18 protein-coding genes and 1 pseudogene are annotated in these 19,064 nt (G+C 66.9%); 6 read left to right on the forward strand and 13 right to left on the reverse strand.

Features of this window, described 5'->3' with window-relative positions:
* Positions 1-38: 38 nt before the first annotated feature.
* From ACNS88_RS07800 to ACNS88_RS07815, 4 genes are all read right to left on the reverse strand, one after another.
* Complete coding sequence (locus ACNS88_RS07800) at positions 39-1,100, reverse strand: phosphotransacetylase family protein (protein ID WP_435095413.1); 1,062 nt, start codon at positions 1,098-1,100, stop codon at positions 39-41.
* On the reverse strand, positions 1,097-3,211 hold the full coding sequence (locus ACNS88_RS07805) for an acetate--CoA ligase family protein (protein WP_435095416.1): 2,115 nt from the start codon (positions 3,209-3,211) through the stop codon (positions 1,097-1,099). The genes ACNS88_RS07800 and ACNS88_RS07805 overlap by 4 nt, the downstream gene beginning before the upstream one ends.
* Before the next feature lie 222 nt (positions 3,212-3,433).
* Positions 3,434-5,197, reverse strand: coding sequence for a PAS domain-containing sensor histidine kinase (locus ACNS88_RS07810; RefSeq protein WP_435095419.1), 1,764 nt, complete (start codon positions 5,195-5,197; stop codon positions 3,434-3,436).
* 97 nt (positions 5,198-5,294) lie between these two features.
* A complete protein-coding gene (locus ACNS88_RS07815) occupies positions 5,295-5,684 on the reverse strand; it encodes a winged helix-turn-helix domain-containing protein (protein WP_435095422.1) in 390 nt (129 codons plus the stop codon).
* 150 nt (positions 5,685-5,834) lie between these two features.
* Here ACNS88_RS07815 and ACNS88_RS07820 point away from each other — a divergent pair, with 150 nt between their 5' ends.
* The 3 genes from ACNS88_RS07820 to ACNS88_RS07830 all read left to right on the forward strand — a co-directional run bounded on the left by ACNS88_RS07820 (position 5,835) and on the right by ACNS88_RS07830 (position 7,370).
* Positions 5,835-6,470, forward strand: coding sequence for a helix-turn-helix domain-containing protein (locus ACNS88_RS07820; RefSeq protein ID WP_435095425.1), 636 nt, complete (start codon positions 5,835-5,837; stop codon positions 6,468-6,470).
* Between the two features lie 114 nt (positions 6,471-6,584).
* Complete coding sequence (locus ACNS88_RS07825) at positions 6,585-6,740, forward strand: DUF7560 family zinc ribbon protein (protein ID WP_435095428.1); 156 nt, start codon at positions 6,585-6,587, stop codon at positions 6,738-6,740.
* A gap of 162 nt (positions 6,741-6,902) precedes the next feature.
* The gene (locus ACNS88_RS07830; protein ID WP_435095431.1) at positions 6,903-7,370 is read left to right on the forward strand and encodes a pyridoxamine 5'-phosphate oxidase family protein; all 468 of its coding nucleotides are present in this window, start codon (positions 6,903-6,905) and stop codon (positions 7,368-7,370) included.
* Positions 7,371-7,739: 369 nt separating this feature from the next.
* Here the strand turns inward: ACNS88_RS07830 and ACNS88_RS07835 are convergent, their stop codons facing one another.
* The 9 genes and pseudogenes from ACNS88_RS07835 to folP form a co-directional block, all read right to left on the reverse strand.
* Positions 7,740-8,105 (reverse strand): SHOCT domain-containing protein, encoded by a 366-nt coding sequence (locus tag ACNS88_RS07835; protein WP_435095434.1) that lies wholly within the window; start codon positions 8,103-8,105, stop codon positions 7,740-7,742.
* A gap of 6 nt (positions 8,106-8,111) precedes the next feature.
* Positions 8,112-8,528, reverse strand: coding sequence for a DUF302 domain-containing protein (locus tag ACNS88_RS07840; RefSeq protein WP_435095437.1), 417 nt, complete (start codon positions 8,526-8,528; stop codon positions 8,112-8,114).
* Positions 8,529-8,617: 89 nt separating this feature from the next.
* A complete protein-coding gene (locus ACNS88_RS07845) occupies positions 8,618-8,968 on the reverse strand; it encodes an SHOCT domain-containing protein (RefSeq protein WP_435095440.1) in 351 nt (116 codons plus the stop codon).
* 58 nt (positions 8,969-9,026) lie between these two features.
* Positions 9,027-9,359 carry a hypothetical protein gene (locus ACNS88_RS07850; RefSeq protein WP_435095443.1) on the reverse strand — a complete coding sequence of 111 codons (333 nt, stop codon included), beginning with the start codon at positions 9,357-9,359 and terminating at the stop codon, positions 9,027-9,029.
* A 229-nt stretch (positions 9,360-9,588) separates the two neighbouring features.
* Positions 9,589-9,696, reverse strand: coding sequence for a multicopper oxidase domain-containing protein (locus ACNS88_RS07855; protein ID WP_435095446.1), 108 nt, complete (start codon positions 9,694-9,696; stop codon positions 9,589-9,591).
* Between the two features lie 90 nt (positions 9,697-9,786).
* A pseudogene (locus ACNS88_RS07860) lies at positions 9,787-11,089 on the reverse strand (RNA-guided endonuclease InsQ/TnpB family protein).
* A gap of 310 nt (positions 11,090-11,399) precedes the next feature.
* On the reverse strand, positions 11,400-12,470 hold the full coding sequence (locus ACNS88_RS07865) for an NAD(P)/FAD-dependent oxidoreductase (RefSeq protein ID WP_435095449.1): 1,071 nt from the start codon (positions 12,468-12,470) through the stop codon (positions 11,400-11,402).
* A 141-nt stretch (positions 12,471-12,611) separates the two neighbouring features.
* Positions 12,612-14,048 (reverse strand): DHH family phosphoesterase, encoded by a 1,437-nt coding sequence (locus tag ACNS88_RS07870; protein WP_435095452.1) that lies wholly within the window; start codon positions 14,046-14,048, stop codon positions 12,612-12,614.
* Between the two features lie 36 nt (positions 14,049-14,084).
* Positions 14,085-16,718: a dihydropteroate synthase gene (gene folP, locus ACNS88_RS07875; RefSeq protein WP_435095455.1), complete on the reverse strand. Its 2,634-nt coding sequence runs from the start codon at positions 16,716-16,718 to the stop codon at positions 14,085-14,087.
* 144 nt (positions 16,719-16,862) lie between these two features.
* Here folP and ACNS88_RS07880 point away from each other — a divergent pair, with 144 nt between their 5' ends.
* The 3 genes from ACNS88_RS07880 (at position 16,863) to ACNS88_RS07890 (ending at position 18,934) form a co-directional block, all read left to right on the forward strand.
* The gene (locus tag ACNS88_RS07880; RefSeq protein ID WP_435095458.1) at positions 16,863-17,945 is read left to right on the forward strand and encodes an ABC transporter ATP-binding protein; all 1,083 of its coding nucleotides are present in this window, start codon (positions 16,863-16,865) and stop codon (positions 17,943-17,945) included.
* Positions 17,942-18,697: an ABC transporter permease gene (locus tag ACNS88_RS07885; RefSeq protein ID WP_435095461.1), complete on the forward strand. Its 756-nt coding sequence runs from the start codon at positions 17,942-17,944 to the stop codon at positions 18,695-18,697. The genes ACNS88_RS07880 and ACNS88_RS07885 overlap by 4 nt, the downstream gene beginning before the upstream one ends.
* A gap of 99 nt (positions 18,698-18,796) precedes the next feature.
* Positions 18,797-18,934: a DUF7560 family zinc ribbon protein gene (locus ACNS88_RS07890; RefSeq protein ID WP_435095464.1), complete on the forward strand. Its 138-nt coding sequence runs from the start codon at positions 18,797-18,799 to the stop codon at positions 18,932-18,934.
* Positions 18,935-19,064 lie beyond the last annotated feature (130 nt).

A 19,064-nucleotide genomic window follows, 5' to 3' on the forward strand; every position in this document is an offset into this window, starting at 1 on the left:
CCAAAGGGGGCGACCCCCGATCGACGACCGGCCCCGTCTCAGACGAGCGCGTCCACGTCGACGTTGGCGTCGAGGAGCTCCGCCATCAGATCGACGGTGCGCGCGTCGCGGGTCCGACCGCCGCGGACGACGCCCTCGGCGCGATCGATCGCGGTGACCGTGTCGGTGTTCACCGCGAGGACGGGCTTGCCGGCGTCGGCCGCCTTGCCGAGTACGGCGCCGGAGGGCCGGTGGCCGCCGGTGAGCACGAGACAGGCGACGCCGGACGCCTCGAGCGCCGCGGTCTGGACATCCGCGCGGTCGCCACCGGTGATGACGGCGGCGTCGCGGGCGCGTCGGAAGTACCGGAGCGCCTCGTCGCCGCCCATCGCGCCGACGAGGAAGCGCTCGACGAAGCCGTCGGTCGGGGCGTCGGTCAGCAGCTCGGCGCCGAGCTCGTCCGCGAGCTCGCCGACGGTGACGCCGGCCAGCTCCTTCTCGGACGGGATGGCGCCGAACACGGTGATCCCCTTCGACTCGAGGAACGGGATCCCGTCCTGATCGAGCGACTCGAACGCGTCGTCGGAGACCTTGTTGAAGATGACACCGGCGAGCCGGTCGCCGAACGAGTCGGCGGCCGCCAGCACCTCGTCGAGGTCGTTCGGTGACTCGTACCCCGCGACGAGCACCACCCGCGCGTCGAGCAGCTCTGCGATGTCGACGTCAGTGAGGTCGACGACGCCGCCGGTGGTCCAGCGTCCGCCGCCCTCGATGAACATCTGGTCGCGGTCGGCGGCGAGGTCATCGTACTCCTCGCGGATCCGTTCGCTGAGCGCGCCGGCGTCCTCGGTGCCGCGGATCGCGCCCTCGACGAACGTCGGCGAGTAGACGACGGGCTCCATCTGGTGCATCTCGGCGTCGAGACCGAGCACCTCGCGGGCGAGCATGGGGTCCTGATCGAGCGTCTTGCCGACGTTCGACTGGAGCCGCGTCCCCTTCGGTTTCATGTAGCCGACGCTGCGGTCGCGGTCGGCGGCGAGTCGCGCGAGCGCGACGGTGATCGCTGTCTTTCCGGCGCCATCTCCGGTCGCGGTAATGAGTGTTGTGGGTGTATCTGTCATAGGTCGAGTTCCTCCGGGTCAACCGTAAGTCTCACGTCGACGGCGGCGGCGTTCGTGCCGCCGTCGGCGTCGGGCAGTGCGACGAGCGGGTTGATGTCGAGTTCGAGGATCGCCGGGAAGTCCGTGACCAGCTGTGAGAGCCGCCCGATCGTCTCGATCACGGCGTCGACATCGACTGGATCGCGGCCGCGGGCGCCGCGAAGCAGCGGCGCTGATTGGATCTCCTCGGTCATCTCGCGGGCCTCCGGCTCCGAGACGGGCGCGACGCGGAACGTGGTGTCCTCCATCACTTCCACGAAGATCCCGCCGAGCCCGAACATCAGCAGGGGGCCGAACTGCGGGTCGCGGTTCATGCCGACGATCGTCTCGACCCCGTTGTCGAGGTCGACCATTTCCTGCACCTGCACGCCGAGTACCGTCGCGTCCGGCTGGTAGTTGTGCGCGCGGGTGATCAGGTCTTCGTAGGTGTCCACCACGTCGTCGTCCTCGACGCCGACGGCGACGCCGCCGATGTCGGACTTGTGGAGGATGTCCGGCGAGACGATCTTCATCACCACGTCGCCGTCGATCTCGGCGGCCACCTCGCTTGCGTCGCCGGGGCTGTCGACGATCTCGCCGGCGGGCGTGGGGATGCCGTACGCGTCAAGCAGCTCCATCGCCTCGACGCCCAGTCGGTTGTCGTCGCGGTCGCGCACCGTTTCGAGGATCTCGCGGGCGCGTTCGCGGTCGACATCGAACGACATCGGGTCGGCGTACTCGCGCGCCTTGATGTCGCGGTATCGCCCGAGCGTCGCGAGGCTCTCGATCCCGCGGGCGGGGTCGAAGTAGCAGGGGATCCCCTTCGCCTGCAGCTGCTGTTTCGGCTCGCGGGTTCGGTCGCCGCCCATCAGGCAGGCGGCGACGGGGGCGTCCATCTCGTCGCTGACCTCGCTGATCGCGTCCGCGAGGTCGTCGAAGTCGATCGTCGCTGTCGGCGCGGCCAACACGAGCGCGGCCCCGACGTTGTCGTCGGCGACGGTGATCTCGAGCGCCTCGCGGAACCGCTCCACGTCGGCGTCGCCGATCACGTCGACCGGGTTGTGAATGTTCGCCTCGTCGGGCATCGACTCGGCGAGCGCGTCGCTCGTCTCTCTGGTGAACGACGCCATGTCGAGGTCGGCGTCGCCGACGGCGTCGGTCGCCATCACGCCGGGACCGCCGGCGTTGGTGACGATCGCGACGCTGTCGGTGTCGGGGAGCGGCTGGCTCCCGAGAATACCCGCCGAGTCGAACAGCTCGTCGACCGACTCCGCGCGGATGACGCCGGCCTGATCGAGGCCGGCCTCGTACGCCTTATCCGAGCCGGCGAGCGTCCCGGTGTGCGAGGAGGCGGCCTGCGCGCCGGCGCTCGTCCGCCCCGACTTCACGGCGACGATCGGGGTGTCTTGGGTCGTCTCGCGTGCGGCCTCGATGAACTCGCGACCGTCCTCGATCCCCTCGAGGTAGCCGATAATCACGTCGGTCTCGTCGTCGTCCCCCCAGTGGTCGACGAAGTCGGTCTCGTCGAGGACGGCCTTGTTCCCCAGCGAGACCACGTCCTTGAAGCCGATCCCGTTGTCGTTGGCCCAGTCGAGGACCGCGGTGACGAACGCGCCGGACTGACTCATAAAGGAGAGTCCGCCCGGGAGCGCGTTCTCCGGGCCGAACGTCGCGTTCATGCCCGAGGGTGTCGACATGATCCCCAGGCTGTTGGGGCCGACGACGTTGAGGTCGTACTCGTCGGCTATCTCTGCGAGGCGCCGCTCCCTCGCTGCCCCGTCCTCTCCCGTCTCGCCGAACCCCGCGGTGATCACGACGACGTTCCGAACGCCCGCGTCGCCGCACGCCTCGATCGCGTCCAGCACGATCGACGGCGGCACGACGACCACGGCGACGTCGGCGTCCGCGTCGGCCACCTCCCCGACGCAGGGCATCCCGAGCACCTCGTCGTAGTTCGGATTGACGGGAACGGTGTCGCCGTCGAAGTCGTCGAGCAGATTCGACGTGACGGCACGACCGACTGCTCCCTCTCGGGATGTCGCGCCGACGACGGCGACCCGGTCCGGGTCGAACATCTCGTTGAGCGTACCCATCAGTACGTCACTATACACACCGACGCTTTAACATCGACGGGAGCGTTCTCATCTCTTGAATATTAATGAACAACCGATCGGATCGACCTGCGCTCGCTTGAGAATCAGCGAGTCAATCGCTTCACTGTCCCGTATTCTGCCGTATCAGACTGGACAGTCGATTGTCAAGCACTCGATTGTCAAGCACTCGATTGCCGACGATCCCCGTGGCCTGTTCTGTCGCTAGCCCGACTCGTCCGTTGGATCCGCCTCGCCGTGCGGTTCCGGCTCCGATGGAGCGGACCCGTCTGTCCGTATCTGCATGCCCGATTTATCGGCGGCAGCGGTGGTACTCGGACGGCTCGATGCGCTTGCGTTCTGTATCGCCTTGTCGGTCGCGTCGCACTTCGCGTTCGGAACGCTGAGCGTCACGATGTTCCCGTCGGTGTGTGTGTCGAAGGTGAGATCGCCGCCCGATCTGTTGGCGACCCAGTACACGAGCCACAGCCCCATTCCTGCGGTGTGACGGAGGTCGTCCATCTCCCACCGGTCGGTGATGACGTGTCGCTCCTCGACCGGGATCGGCGGACAGTTGTCGCGGATCGACACCTCGATCGTCTCGTCGGTTGTGCGCACGTCGATACGGACCCGCGGCGTCGACTGCGCGTGTCCGAGCGCGTTCTCGACCAACTCGGCGATCGCGTAATCGAGCTCCGGGTGCGTCAACGCCTCGGCGTTCGGCGGGTACGAGACCGAGACTTGCGGGCGCGTCGAGTCGGCGTCTCTCGCCACTTCGGTTGCCGTCTCGTCGCCAGCGAACCCGCCGGCGTTCTCCGCTCCGCTACGGTGTTCGCTCTCCGTCGCGGCTCCGGTGTCCCCCGGCTCACGATAGCTGACGTCGATCGCCTCGTCGCAGTTGTCGACGGCTATTCCAAGCGCCTCCTCAACAATCGGTGCGACTTCGATCGCCCGAGGCGACCCGCGCTGTCGCAGTAGATCGATCACGCCACGCTGCTTCTCCGCTGTCGTCAGTAGGTTGGAGGCAACCCGCCGAATCGTCTCCGCGTGTTCCTGTATGTCCGCACCGAGTTCGGCGAGCGCGTCGGGGTCGGTCCAGTCGTCTCCCTCCGTCTTGGCGACGCTATCGCCTCGTGCCTCCAGTTCGAACGCGTCCGCGGCGGCGACGCGGTCGGTGATCCGTTCTGCAGTCCCGTCGACGATATTCATATCGTTGCGGATCGTGTGTCGAAGGAGGTTATCCATCACGGCGAGCTGTCGCTTGCGACGATACTCGTCGGTTACATCGCGAGCGAACCCCGTGATGGCCACGACCTCGCCGTTCTCGATAACCGGTTCGCCGGGGACGCGGACCCACTTCGTGACCCCGTCAGCGGACCCCAGCCGGTAGTCGATCAGCACTGACTCTCCGTTCGAGAGCCGCTCCATCGCGCGCTCGACGTACGGGAGGTCGTCGGGGTGGACGGCCTCGAGGAACAACGTTGGCCGCCGTTCGAGCTCGCTCGGTGGCACATCGAAAATCGATTCGACGGTGTCGTTGATGAACAGCAGCTCGTCCCATCCGGCGGAGAACATCCAAAACACGTCGGACGAGGCCGACGCGATCGTCTCCAATCGGTGCCGAGACTCAACCTCTGTCGTGACGTCCCGCGAGATCAACACGTATCCGTCGACGCCCGTCTCTTCGGGCGGGTGCACCGTCGTCCGGAGCCACACCCATCCGCTGTCTGCAGTCTGGGACCGGTACTCTAGCGGCTCCTCAAGCGTCGTCTCCCCGGAGATAATCTCCAAGAAGCTCTCTTGGATCCGCTCTGTATCCTCGGGGTGGACGAGCGCGAAGGCGTCCCTCCCGACGAGCTCTTCCGATTGGAATCCGAGCATATCGGTGACGGCCGCGTTGAGGTGCCGGAAGATTCCATCTTCATCGACGACGGTAATCTTGTCTCCCGTGAGGTCCAAGAGAACCTCAGGATCCGGCAACTCGACCATACCGTACCGATTTTCCAGGTAGTTGATAACACTGGCCGCCCGATTATCACGTGAGAAATCTCTTGGCTTCGCACTCGGTCGCCGGGGAGCCGTGCGGTCAGTCGGCCGAGACGCCGGTGGCGTCGAACACGGTGCTCGCCGGATCAGCCGTCGAGTCGTCGATGGTCAGCGTCACACCGCTGTCGCCGAGTTCGATGGTGGCGTCAGTCGCGCCTCGCGTGTACTCGGCCGCGTGGTCGCCATCGGCGTCGAAGCGGACGCCCTCGATCAGCAGCGGGGTCTCGCTGAGTCGTTCGACCTTACGGTACGCAGTCGAGAGCGCGATGTCGCACGCGTCGGCCAGCTCGCTCGTCGTCATCGCCGTGTCGGCTGCCCCGAGGATCGCCCGGCAGTCGGGGTCGGCGAGTGCGTCGAACGTGTCGTCGAGCGTCTTGTCGCCTTCCGTCGCGGTCGTCGGTCCGGTCGCCTGCGACACATTTCGCTTCATGGATGTAGGTAGTGGCTCCGATCACCCCAACCCCGGCCCTGCATATGTGGGGTGTTTTATAAGCCCGTGCTGGTCGACCGCGCGCGAAGCCGACGCCGACGGGCGGACGGCGTCAACGTTTTGCCCGACCGCGAACACGAACGGATGCAGATGGGATCCGGAATTAGGGCGGAAGTCTCGCTCCCGGCGGCGTCGCCGTCACCGTTCGGCGGCGTGATCGACCGGTCGACGCCGATATACAGCGTCGCTCGGAGCGCGTCGAACGGCGATCCGAACACGGTCGTCCTCGAGTTCATCGCCGACGCGAACCTCTCGGTCCCCGAGGGGGTCGAGGTCGTGTTCGACTACGGCGCCAAGGCCGCCTATCGGTTCGAGGCGCCGTGCGTCGAGTCGTCGCCGTTCGCGGTACTCGATCGGCACGGGGTCCCCGTTTCGGAGACCACGATCCGCGACGGGCGACTGGTCGTCACCTTTCACGCGACCGACCTGCCGACGCTCCGCTCCGTGCTCGACGAGTTCCGAGAGTCCTGTCCCGACATGCAGGTGTTGCGGCTCCTGCAGTCGTCCTCGACGCCGGAGGAGTCGGACCTGGTCACCGTCGACCGGAGCGAACTGACCGAGCGCCAGCGCGAGGTGCTCACCGCCGCCTACGACGCCGGGTACTTCGACCACCCGAAGGGGGCCAACGCCGGCGAAATCGCCGCGTCGCTCGGTATCGATCGGTCGACGTTCTCGGAACACGTGGCAGCCGCCCAGCGGAAGCTGCTCTCGACGCTCCTCGACTGATCGGGGCCTTCCGCCTCGCTCGTCCCGTTTGCCCTCTGAGTTCCGACCTGTCGGATTCCAAACGCACAGGAATCCGATCCATTCTTCATGTGGTTTGGTGCCGTACCCAATGCTATGACGAGTCCACAGACGCACACCTTCGTCTGTCAGCAGTGTCAGCGATCGATCGAGGTGGACGGCGCGATGCGGACGACGCTGCTTGAGACGGGCTGTGTCGTCTGCGGCGCGCCCGTTTCCGAGGGCGATATCGGCGACACACAGACCGCGTAGCGGGTCGCGACTCCGCCGCCCGTTCGCGCTCTCGCCACCGCCTCCCGGCCCGGCCTGTCGCTCCGGGCCGTTGCTGCTCACGACAGCCTCCGTACCGGCAGCATCGCCGTCTCCGCATCCGGTCTCGTGCCCTTTATCCCCTCGTACGCAGAGAGATAGCGTATGGCGACGAGAAGCGAGGTCGAGATGTCCGACGCGGAGGTCGACGCGCTCCTGTCTCGACACGAGACCGGCGTGTTGTCCCTCGCGCGCGATGAGACCCCGTATGCGATCCCGATCTCGTACGGGTTCGACGAGGAGTCGCGGACCGCCTTCCTCCGGCTCGTGTCGACCCCCGACAGCGAGAAGCGGACGTTCCTCGCGTCCGACCCGCAGGCTCGGATCGTGGTGTACGAGGAGGACGGCGACGGAGACCGCGAGGAGTACGCGAGCGTCGTCGGCGTCGGCACCCTCTACCGGGTCGACCTCGACGATCTCACGCCCGAGACGATCGCGCAGTACGGCGAGACGCAACGGCCCTTATTCGAGATCTGGGCCGACGGAAAAGATGAGTTGGATATCGAGCTGTACCGGTTCGAGCCCGAGCGACTCACCGGCCGCACGGTCGTCGTCGATCGCGACGAGGCGTAGGGATTAACTTGCGGAACAGGCGCTAAAACCCAGTGCTTTAGCGCAGGGATACAGCGCCGTCTTTGAGTGTCGAACACCGCAATCGGAAGATTTGAGTGCCGACACCGCGTTTCTGTGTTTGTCGTTGCGATGGTTTCCATCGTGATTGACTGTCCGAAAACTGGCAGTTGAGTTGGTGTTTGCCTCATCAAAAAGTAAGCCTTCGGACACCCAAACCGACGTAAAATAATCAGATAACTCCGAGTCCTTCGCGGGATAGGAGTAACGGTGGCATGGCACTCCCATCGGCGTGTCGGGTCGCAAACGTAAGTTCCCAACTCAGCGGGCCTTTGCTCGTGGGAAGCCCCGCCGTTTACGGCGGGGAGGATGTCACCTGTCTCTCTGCCCGTCGGATTCTAGCTTCTCGCGTCGGGCTTCGAACTCTTCGTCGGTGAGATCACCACGAGCGTACGCCAGACGGAGTTCCTCCATCGCGGGATCGTGAGGTGTCTGCGTCCCGCTCATGCGCCGGACGAGTAGATAGCCACCGCCGATGAGCGCGAGGAGAAAGATGAGCGGGATGAGCATCCCGACCAACGGCCACCACCCACCTGTCGTGCCGTACTGGCCCATCATTCCCCCGTATCCCATCATCCCGCCGAATCCCAGACCCATCGTGAGCAAGGGAAAGAGGATGACCGCTCCGAGGATCAGGAGTAGTATCGTCGTCGTGTCCAGTTGATCCGATGATGACATTGGAAATCAGGTCTCCGACGCGGGTTCGAACTCGTCTGTAACGGCTGCCAATACGCGATCGAATCGCTCGGTGACCTCGGTTGCGATGGAATCAAGCGCGTCGTTGTCGGCGATATCAATCAACTGATCCGGGTCGACCGCACTCACCACGATATCGCCATCGTCATTCTCGTAAACGATGACGTTACACGGCAAGAGCGCACCGAGTTCGATTTCCTCGGTCAATCCGTCGAATGCCAGCGGGGGATTACACGCACCGAGGATCCGATACTGACGGAACTCTTCGCCGAGTTTCTCTTTGAGCGTCGCCTGGATATCGATGTCACAGAGGACACCGAATCCCTCGTCTTCGAGTGCAGCGTTCGTCGCGTCGACGACGTCGTCGAATTCACCAGTGACGGCTGTCTGTTTTGTGTACTCCATGAAATACTATACCCCATCAACGGGGTTAACGGTTGGGTGCCTCAACGGCGGGCGTCGGGTGTGAATCGGCTGGAACAGCGACTGTGTCGTCATTCGGAACGTTTGAGCCGGTTTCGCTGCCGATCGAACTCATCGTCCGAAATTTCACCGCGGGCATACCGCTCGCGGAGAACCGACAGGGACTGTTCATCATTCCCGCCGGACCCTCGGTTGAGGAGCGCATTGGCGAGATAGATCGGAATCGCGATGAGGAGCCCCATCCAGAGGAGTCCCCAGAGACCCATCGCCCCACCGAAGAGTCCCCAGCCACCCATCATACCGCCACCGTAGCTCCCGCCGCTGTGGGCAGCAGCCGTTCCAGTCGTCGCGACCAGCAACGGGACAGCGAGTATCGCGAGTCGACGAGCGGTACGTCCGAAGTGTGTGGTGAGTCGTGTCATGGTTTCGTGTTGGGAAGTCGCAGTGTTCGATCGAAACGGTTCGGAACGGTCAGAGCGGTCAGCAGTGACCTTGGGCGTACGTCCCGCTGTGCCCGTACGTCCCACTGTGGGAGTTGTCGTTAGCCATGTCCTGGGCCATCTCGCCGACGGTCACGCCCATGTTCGACTCCATCCAGTCGACGCTATTGGGGCCCATGTGTTCGATCATCTGCGCCTCCATCCAGACCGCCCAGTCGTCGGCGGTCGCGTCAGACGGAGGTGCGTTGTCAGCGATCGGGGCGTTGTCAGCGGTCGTGGCGTTTCCGTGTGCGCTGACCGCGGGGGCGGCGACCGCGAGTCCGACGATTGCGAGCGCCACGAGCAGCCAGCGGCCGAGTTTGAAGTTGGTCATTGTGTGTCTCCTCGGTTACCCGTAAGAGCGTTCGGGAGTTATCTTGCTGGGTGTGAACCCAACCAGGAGAACGGTCGAAACCGTTTATAGAGCGATCTAATCGTTTCGTGGGAGCCAGACCGTTCATCCGGCCCGAATTCGCCGGATTGACACGCAATCCGTTTCCGGGATCGGGCCCAGACCACACGAACGACGGTGCGTACTATCCGAAATCAAAGGTTTAGACGGCTCAATCGACGTATCTCACGACACGCGCCACCCCTGCGTCGAGATGGGACAGATCGTGACCGTGGAACACCCACCGACCGGGGTTGTCGGCGTGGAAGTCGATCGTCAAGGTGGAGAAGTAAACTACCCTACCCTACTTCGCTCACCCCATACGGGGTTCGCTCGTTGAGGGTAGGGCTTTGATGTGGACTCCCGGCAATCAGTCGCCAGCAATAGGCTGGTGACTCTCACCGTTCAACGTCACCAGAACGCTCTGCGTTCTGGTTGGCTCACAAGAGCTCTGCTCTTGTGAACGTCCCACCATTCACACGCACGTCTACTTGTGCGTCTCCGCTCCCCGACTTGGGCGAGGAACGGAGTTTGTGTTGTCGCTTCCGAGCGTACCGCACGCCGATATTCTTTGCGGCGTTGTAATCCGCGTTCACTTCATACCCACACTTCTGGCACTTGAAGTGTTCGTCGTGGCGGTTGCCGTCGTGCGTAAAGCCACAGTCCGTCCGAGAACAGCGTTGGGATGTGTGGTTCGGCTCGACCTGCTCCACGGAGACTCCCCGTTCAGGGGCTTTGTAGGAGACGTACTCAAACAGGCGTCGGAACGCCCAGACGTGGTGCCACTTCGCGTGTGGAAGCCGATCTCGAATGTCGCTCAAGTCCTCGAACGCGATTACGTCGCAGTCGTGTTCGACAGCTTCCGAGACGAGTTCGTTGGCGATCGTGTGGATGTACTGTTTGCGCCAGGCTTCTTCACGTTTCCCGAGGCGAAGAAGCGCGTTGTGTGCGGCCTGCGTGCCGCGTTGTTGCATCTCACCACGCCGCTTCTCGAACTCACGACACCAGTGGTCGTAGTCGTCCCCCTGCCAGAAGCGTCCGGTTGAGGAGACGGCAAGGCTGTTGACGCCGAGGTCGATACCGAGGACCGTTTGGTCGGAGTGCCCGGTATCTTCCGAAACCCCATCGTCACGGTCTGTCCGCCGCGTCGAAATGTTGAGGTAGAACTCGTCAGTGGCCGCGTCGTACCGAAGCGTACTCTCGCGGAGCTCGTAGTTCTCGGAGAGTACGTACCGCTCGTAGGGCGTCGGACTGTCTGCCGGGAGAACGAATGACGGTTCGACTCGGCCCTCAACAGTTGCCAGCGACACCTTGTTCCGGTAGAAGGTCGCGCTCCGTGTGTCGTAGTCCATCGTTTCAGCGGTGAACGTCGGTTGAGAGACGCGCTGTCCCTTTTTCCACCGTTCGACACACGCTTTGACGGCTTCGACAGCGCGTTTGATAGCGGCTTGGACAAGTTGGGCCTGTAGGTCTGTCTCCTCTCGAAGTTCGGCGTAGAGCGCGTCACGAACCTCTCGCTTGTTGATCTTACACTCAGTGTAGGAGGTGTCGGACCAACAGTAGTCGGCGGTTCGGTTCGCGCAGGACAGGTATTGCTCGGCGGTTCGGTGGAGTGCGTCGCGTTGCTCGTCGGAAACGGCGAGTTTCACGACGGCGGTTCGACGCACGCCCATAGTTTCAGAGAGTACGCAACGGTACTTATACGCTTGGGAGTCGGTCGGTCGCGGAGTGGCGGTTGTGTCGTCCCATGTCGGTTTCCTCCCCGACCTACTCGCTCACACCGTTCGCTCCTTGAGGTCGGGGGCTCCACCTCGAAAATGCTGATCTCGACTGCGGGAGCGTCAGGTCGAACGTTCGATCCGGATCGTCACTCACTCCGTCGAGCGAGGAGACCGCTCGCAAGTCACTGTGCCGCAGTTGGGTACTGGCCGACGACGAGCGCTGTGGGCTCCCCCCGCCCGCTGGCTCGTCTCATTGGCCGCTTCAGTCGTCCGCCGTCGCAGCGTCGGCGGTCGGCTCGTACAGCTCGCCGGCGCGCTCGCGCTCGGTGAGATACTCGTCGGCGTCGAGCGAGGCTTTCACGCCCATCCCGCTCGCCGTGGCCGCCTGCTGGTAGTGGAAGTCCACCACGTCGCCGGCGCCGAACAGCCCCTCGACGCCGGTCGCGGTCTGGTTCCCGCCGCGACCGCCCTCGGTGATGAGGTATCCCTCGTCGTCGGTCTCGATTCCGGTGCCCTCGAGGAAGTCCGTGTTCGGCGTGTGGCCGATGGCGAAGAAGACGGCGCCCACGTCGAAGTCGTACTCGTCGACCTCGTCGGCGGTGGCGGGGTCATCGAGCTTCTCCGTCGGGTGGCCGTCGGGGTGCTCGACGAGGGTGACGTGGTCGATACCGTCCTCGGGGGTGCCGTGGATCTCGGTGAGCTCGGTGTTGAGGAGGAGCTCGATCTCGCCGTCTTCCACCTTCTCCATCGTGCGGTCGATCCACACGTCCTCCGCGCGGAACTCCTCGCGGCGGTGGGCGATGTAGACGGTGTCCGCGAACTTCGTCAGGAAGTTCGCCTCCTCCATGGCCGCGTCGCCCCCGCCGACGACGAGCATATCCTCACCGCGGAAAAAGGCGCCGTCGCAGGTCGCGCACGTCGAGAGCCCGTACCCCATCAGCTCGTCCTCGCCGGGGACGCCGAGCGTCCGGGCGCTGGCGCCCGAAGCGGCGATGACGGCGTCGGCGGTGTACACGTCGCCGTCGGTGAGTTCGACGCGGAAGTGGCCTGCGGGCTCTTTCGTGAGGGTCTCGATGATCCCGTTGCGGGTCTCGGCGCCGAACTTCGTCGCCTGCGCTTTCATGTCGTTGATCAGCTCCGGCCCGGAGATCCCCTCGGGGAAGCCGGGGTAGTTCTCCACGTCGGTGGTGAGCGTGAGCTGGCCGCCCGGCTCGTCGCCCTCGATGAGCAGCGGGTCGTTGTTCGACCGCGCGGCGTAGATGGCCGCGGAGAGTCCGGCGATCCCGGTGCCGGCGATGATCAGTCGGCGGTGGTCGACGGTGGTGTCAGTCATGCGTATTGGTTCGCCGTCGCGAAGTATGTAGGTTGCGACTGTTGTGTCGTCTCTGCACGACCGTTGGGCGGTCCGGTACCGGGCAGCAGAGCGGTCCGGTACCCGGCAATCGAGCGCGGCCGGAATCGCGTCTCCTCGGTCTCAGTCCGTCGGAAACTCCGGCACCCCGCCCGTCGGCGGTGAGGGGGCGTCGTCGAGCGCCTCGAAGAAGCGGCCGGCGACGAACGCGTCGACGACGTCTTCGAGCGACTCGTCGTCGGACACTTCCTCTAAGAGTCCGAGCGGGACCTGTGCGCCGGCCATGGTCGCGTGCCCGCCGGCGGAGCCGACCGGATCGAGCGCGTCCCGAAGCAGTTCGCCCACGTCGAGGTCCGCGCCGCGGGCCCGCGCGGAGCCGTAGATCACGCCGTCCATGTAGCCGAACACGAACGTCACCGCGATCCCGTCTAGGTCGAGGAGGCGCTCGGCCGCCTGCGCGAGGGCGTCGCGGTCGCCGATCTCGCCGACGCAGGAGGCGACGGTCGAGCCGCGCACGTCCCTCCCTTCGATGGCGCGCGCGAGCACGCGGAGCGTCTCCGCGCTCACGCTCGGGCTCTCGACGCGTTCGAGTGTCGACTCGTCGGCGAACGTCGACAGCGACGCGGCCGCCTCGAAATCCGGGATCGACGTCGACCGCGTGAAGTCCTTCGTGTCGATCCGGATCCCGTACAGAAGGGCGGTCGCGAGGTCACGGTCGGGCTCGATCCCGAGCCGCGAGAGGTACTCCTCGACCAGTGTGCTCGTCGCGCCCGCGTCCGGCCGGATGTCGACGAACTCACCGGCGACGGGCCCCCGTGGCGGGTGATGGTCGACGACGATGTCGACCGGATGCCCCTCGGGGAGGCTGTCGTTGATCCCGGCGCGCGAGTGGTCAACGAGGGCGACGCCGCCGTAGTCGTCGAGGTCGGTCCCGTCGAAGTTCCGTAACGAGATATCGAGCAAGTTCATCATCGCACGGTTCTCCTGGTGCGCGATCTCGCCGCCGTAACAGGCGTCAGCGGAGACGCCGACTGACTCTGCGACTCGAACCAATCCGAGCGCGCTCGCGATGGCATCGGGGTCGGGGTTGTCGTGTGCGACGACGAGCAGCGGTCCGGAGAGGCCCCGGAGGACTCGCAACAGTCGGACGGGCTCTTCGTTGGCGTCGATACCGGTCGCCTCGCGGACCCGCGAGACGACCGCCTCGACCGGATCGACGACGTGGTCGGCGACCGCCCGCACCGCGTCCTGTTGGGCCGCAGTCGGGTTCGTGCCGACGTGGGCGACGATCATCGCGTCCGGGTAGCGGCGCCGCGCGGCCTCCGTGGCCGCGACGTTTCGCGCCGGGTCGTCGCTCGCAACCAACACGACCGCGGCGCTGTCAGGGTACGCATCGGGATCCGTCGGGTCGGCCTCCACGGTGGCGACGTTGCGGTCGCGAAGCGTCGAGGCCCACCCGGTGTCGTCGGTGATCGCGATCAGGTCCCCGCGCGACTCGCGGGTGCGCTCGACGAGCGTGTTCCCGACCGCGCTACAGCCGAGCAGCAGACGCCGGGCCATACCGATGCGAGGGAGTCGGGACGCAAAACGCTGCCGTCATTCGTCGGGTTCGTCTCCCGGCGATCCCCCGCGCAGGGACCCGTTCACCGCGGCGGCGACGTCGACGGCGGCGCGGTTCTCGGCGACGTCGTGGACTCGAACAATGTCGGCGCCGCGGTCCGCGGCGAGCGCGGTCGCGGCGACGGTCGCGTGTTCGCGGTCGTCCGGGTCGCGGTCGACCGCCGCGAACATCGATTTGTGGGAGTGGCCGATCAGTACCGGGCAGTCGAGCGCGTCGAACTCCCCGACACGGTCGAGCAGATCGAACGCCTCGGATGCCGACTTGCCGAAGCCGAGGCCCGGGTCGACGATCACCTTGTCGCGGCCGATCCCGGCCGTGTCGGCGAGCGCCAGTCGCTCGCGGAGCGCCGCGATCACGTCGTCGATCACGTCGTCGTACTCGGGGTCGTTCGTCGGGTCGACGGGGGCCTCGAGGCTGTGCATCACCACGACCGGACAGTCGGCGTCGGCGACGACCTCGCGCATCTCCGGGTCCGTCAGCCCGGTCACGTCGTTGATGATGTCGGCACCGGCGTCGAGAGCGGCCGCCGCGACCGCGGGCTTCCGCGTGTCGATCGAGACCAACGCGTCGCCGTCGGCGACCGCCGAGACCGACTGGATCGCCTCGATCGTCGGGACGACCCGGTCGATCTCCTCGTCGACCGGTACGGGTTCGGCGCCAGGCCGGGTCGACTCGCCGCCCACGTCGACGATGTCGACGCCCGCCTCGACCATTCGCTCGACGCCCGCGACCGCGTCGTCGAGGGCGGCGTGTCGGCCCCCGTCGTGGAACGAATCCGGCGTGACGTTGAGCACGCCCATGACCGCGGTGCTGTCGGTCCAGGGGTAGTCGCCGTCGCTCGATTCGCTGGCGTCGGGGTCGGCAGCGTCGAGGTCGGAAGCATCGAGGTCGGCAGCGTCAAAATCGGCGATCCCGACTCGGTCCGCGATGTCGGCCGCGATCCCGGCGAACGCGTCGCTCTCGCTTCCCCCCTCGCGGAGCCGACCGAGCAGTTCGCGGTACTCCGCCACCGTCCCCGCGAGCGTGACGGGCACGCGCTCGCCGCCGGGGACGCGCCCCTCGCCCGCGCCGAGGCCGCCGACCGCGGCGTCGCCACCGACCTCGCGGAGGACAGAAGTGATCTGCTCTGCGCGGTCGCCGCGGAGCCGGAGCGAGAGAACGCGGTGGTCGATCCCGTCTGCGCCGGACGCGACCGCGTCGGGCGGAACCCCGCCCGCGTCCAGCACGCGGGCCGCGCTCGCGCCCGGATCGCTTCCGCCGACCGTTCGGGGCGTCACGGTTCGCATGTGCGCAGCGCGGGCTTCCGCGACCGCGAACAGCGAACCGACGAGGAGTACGCAATCGTCGGGACCGGCTCGTTCGACTGCGGCGTCAAGGGCCGCTGCCACGTCGTCGCCGACGGTCACGTCGGCGACGCCCGCGGTCCGGAGCGCGGCGGCCAACACCTCGGGGTCCTCCGCGCGGTCGAGGTCCGGGCGACAGGTGACCGCCGAGGCGGCCGCGGGGAGCGCGCTCGCGGCGCCCGCGTGGTCCTTGTCGTGCATCGCGCCGTACACGAGGTGGAGGTCGTCGTAATCGTACTCGGCGAGCGTCCCCGCGAGGGTCCGGCAGGCCGCCGGGTTGTGCGCGCCGTCGAGCACCGTCAGCGGGGCGGTGTCGATCACCTCGAACCGGCCAGGCCACGTCGCCCGCGCGAGGCCGTCGCGGACCGCGGCGTCGGAGAGGGGAGCGCCGGTTCCGTCCCCGAGGGTCCCCGCTGTGCGACGCGCGAGCGCGACCGCGACGCCCGCGTTGGTCGCCTGGTGGTCGCCGACAAGGGGGATCCGGTAGCTTCCGGTCACCTCGCCGGACAGCGCCACTCCCGCGTCAGTCGGGCTCACGCGTCCCTCGTAGGTGACGGAGAGGGCGGGGTCGCCGTTCCCGTCTGCATCCCCGTCACGCCCTGCCCCCGCGACCGTCGCGACCGGGGCCCCCGCGTCGTCGGCGATCTCGCGAACGACCGACAGCGCCTCGCCACCGCAGGCGGTGACCATGGGGGCGCCCGCGTCGGCGATCCGGGATTTGGTGCGGGCGATCTCCTCGATCGTGTCGCCGAGGACCGCGGTGTGTTCGAGCGAGACGTTTGTCACCGCGGTCGCGACGGGGTCGACGGCGCTGGTGGCGTCGTACTCGCCGCCGAGCCCGACCTCTAAGACGGCCACGTCGACCTCCCGGCGCGCGAAGTCGTGGATCGCCATCGCCGTGACGACCTCGAAGAAGGTGAGGGGCTTGCCGGCCGCGGCGCGCTCGACGAGCCACGGTTTCACCTCCTCGACGAAGGCGGCGATCGCGTCGTCGGTCATCGCGAGCCCGTCGACCCGGATCCGCTCCGCGAGCGCGGAGAGGTGCGGGGAGGTGTAGAGACCGACAGAGAGGCCGGCCTCGCGCAGGATCGACTCGGTCATGCGCGCGGTGCTTCCCTTTCCGTTCGAGCCCGCGACCTGCACGAACGACACGTCGTCCTCGGGGTTCCCGAGCCGGTCGAGCAGCGCGGCCACGCGCTCGGTCCCCGGCTTCACCGAGAAACGGCGGAGATCGAAGAGGAACGCCGCCGCCTCGTGGTAGTGCATACGCCGTGGGTCGGCTCGGCGTCGCTTAGGCGTAACGGACCGGGAACGACGCCGACGGTCGACGGGAACTGCGTTGCGGCCTCCCGGCCACTCATCCCGGCCGGAAGAGCAACCCTTACGCGCTCGGCACCCCGAACCGATCGCATGAACGAGACTGCGGCCGCGTCGGCGTCCGCGGCCGAGGACGGGGAGCAGGGCCGCGGCGCCGACGGTGCCGACGCTGCCGGCGGTACCGACTCCGACCCGGTCGTCGTCGGCGAGGGCGTCCGCAAGTCGTACGGCGACGTCGTTGCGCTCGACGGCGTCGACGTCCGGGTCGCCCCCGGTGAGGTGTTCGGGCTGATCGGCCCCAACGGCGCGGGGAAGACGACGCTCGTCCGCGCGCTGACGGGGACGACCGAGGCCGAGGGCGACCTGCGGGTGTTCGGCGTCCCGCCGCAAGCGGTCGACCCGCAGCGGATCGGGCTGCTCCCGCAGTCGTTCGACCCGCCGGAGCGGCTCACCGCGACCGAGCTGGTCGACTACTACGGGGGGCTGTACGACGCGGCCCGCGACACCGAGTCCGTCCTCCGAGACGTGGGGATGGCCGACGACGCCGACGTGTGGTACGAGACGCTCTCCGGCGGACAGAAGCGTCGGACCTGCGTCGCGACCGCGATCGTCAACGACCCCGACCTCCTCTTCCTCGACGAGCCGACGACGGGAATCGATCCGGTCGGTCGGCGATCGATCCATCGACTGATCGAGCGGCTGGCTGACGGCGGCACGACCGTCTTCCTCACGAGCCACGCGATGGACGAGGTCGAGCGGCTGGCCGACCGCGTCGCGCTCCTCCGGGACGGCACGGTCGTCGCCGTCGGCGCCCCCGACGAACTCATCGCCGAGCACGGGGGCGAGCCGCGCTTGGAGGTCGCGCTCGACGATCCCGCCGACGAGGCGGCTCTCGAGGCGGTGCGAGCGGCGCTCCGGGAGGCGATCTCGGACGAATCGGGAGATACGTCCTTATCCGCGGTCGAGTCCACCCGCAAGGGACTCCGGATCGGCGGGATCCGCCCCGAGGGGATCGGTGACGCCGTTGACGCGCTGGACGCGGCCGGGATCGCCTTCGAGTCGCTCGCGTGGTCCGAACCCTCGCTGGAGGACGTGTACCTCCGGCTCACGGGCGAGGAGTACTCGCCGCGGTCGGAGGCGCTTGAGGAGGTCGCACCCGACGGAGGCGACCGATGACCCGCTTCGGGCGGATCGCGACCGAGGCGAGCGCGGCGTCGCGGTCGTTCCTCCGGCGGCGGACGGCGGTGTTCTTCACCTTCTTTTTCCCCGTCATCTTGGTGATGATCTTCGGTGCGCTGGTCCAGACGCAGCCGACCGGGGGCGGGCTGTTCGCGGAGCCCGCCGGCTACTACATCCCCGGCTACCTCGCGGTCGTCGTGCTGTTCACGCCGCTGTCGCGGGTCGGCTCCGAGATCGCTCGCCACCGGGACGGCGGCCGGTTCGAGAAGCTGGCGACGACGCCGCTCTCGCGGGGCGAGTGGCTGCTCGCGCACACGCTGGTCAACGTCGCGATCATCGGTGCGGCGAGCCTGCTCATCCTCGGACTCGTGCTGGCCGTGACCGACGCGGAGCCGGTCGTCTCGCCCGCGCTCGCGGCGCTGCCCGTCTTCGTCGCCGTCGCAGTCGCGCTCTTCTGCGGGCTCGGGGCGCTGCTCGGCGCCCTCGCGGACTCGCAGGACGGCGTGATCGCCGCGAGCAACACGGTCGCGCTCCCCCTGCTCTTCCTCTCCGAGACGTTCGTCTCGCCCGCACTGCTGCCGGAGTGGTTCCTCCCGGCGGTCGCGGCCTCGCCGCTGACGTACTTCGCGCGGGGGACGCGGGCGATCATCCACGAGCCGGGGCCGTGGCTCGGCGATCTGGCGGTGCTGTCGGTCCTCGCGCTCGCATTCCTCGCGCTGGGCGCGTACGCGGTGCCCCGGACGGATTAGGGAGTCGGGTGGCAGATTGCGGGCAGGGTGGCAGGGGGCGCTCCGGAAGCCGGTCATTTATATCGTCCGACGCCGTCCCCGACAACGAGAGGGAAAGCGTTGGCCACCGTTCAATTCACCTGCTCGGGCTGTGCGCAGACCATCGAAGTCAACGACGAGATGCGGGAGACGATCCTCGACGCCGGCTGTCCGGTCTGTACTACTGCGGCCAGCGAGGACGACTTCGACGACGAGTAGCACCGTTAGGGTCACGAAGTCGGTGAGTTTGTGTTCGGCTGTTTATAAGCAAGACACGGCAGTTCGGTGACCGCTTCCAAAGCCCCAGCAGCGACGACTCGCGCGGCTTGTTGCGCTCCTCGCTCAGTCG

The organism is Halorubrum shenae, assembly GCF_051194165.1.
Lineage (GTDB): Archaea > Halobacteriota > Halobacteria > Halobacteriales > Haloferacaceae > Halorubrum.